The organism is Micromonospora echinofusca, assembly GCF_017614955.1.
In the GTDB taxonomy this organism is placed as follows: domain Bacteria; phylum Actinomycetota; class Actinomycetes; order Mycobacteriales; family Micromonosporaceae; genus Micromonospora; species Micromonospora echinofusca_A.
Map to the genome: position 1 here is coordinate 1 of NZ_WVUH01000707.1, position 785 is coordinate 785.

A 785-nucleotide genomic window follows, 5' to 3' on the forward strand; every position below is an offset into this window, starting at 1 on the left:
ACCACGCCCACGGTACGACCCGCGCCCGCCCGGGCCGCCGCCGCCAACGACAACGAACCGCTCTTACCGGCCCCGCCGACCACCGCCACGGTCACCGGCCGGTCGTCACCCGCCCGCCTCCGGTCCGCCACGTACCGCGACACCACCCGAGCCGTCAACGCCGGCGCCCCGCACACGTCCAGCACCGCCAACGACAACTGCGGATCAAGATCATCAGGCAGGACCGCCGCGATCGACCGGGCGAACAGGATCGCGTACCCCGCACAGGGCACCTGCTCCCCACGACCGTCCCACGACGCCAACCCGTCGGTCACCACCAACGGCGTCAACGTCAACGACACCAACGTCGCCACCCGGTCACCCGGCTTCAGCCCCAACGGCGAATCCGGACCGACCTCCTCCACGACACCGATCAGCATCCCGCCCGAACCGGTCACCGGATTCTGCATCTTGCCCCGCGCGGCGATGATCTCGCACACCTCGGCCCGCACCGCAGCCCCGTCCCCGGCGTGCTTCTGCCACAACTGCCGGAAACTCGCCGCGTCCAGGTTCAACCGCTCCACCCGGATCCGGACCTCGTCCGCACCGACCTCCCGGTCCACCCGCAGCCGCTGCGCCGCCTGCGGCAGCACCCCGACCGGCTCCACCACCCGATGCAGACCCACCGGAGACGTCATGCCCACCCCCTCCACCGCCGCAGCACACCCCTGATCAGGGTCGCGTCGCGGGAAAACTTCCGGCAGACTAATTTCTTCACCGGAGAATTTCCAGTAGCCTTCGGGCGC

General features: G+C 70.3%; 1 pseudogene. It reads right to left on the minus strand.

Going from position 1 to position 785, the window contains the following annotated elements:
- Positions 1–677 (minus strand): annotated as a pseudogene (locus GSF22_RS34010) (zinc-binding alcohol dehydrogenase); the annotation flags it as partial.
- Positions 678–785 lie beyond the last annotated feature (108 nt).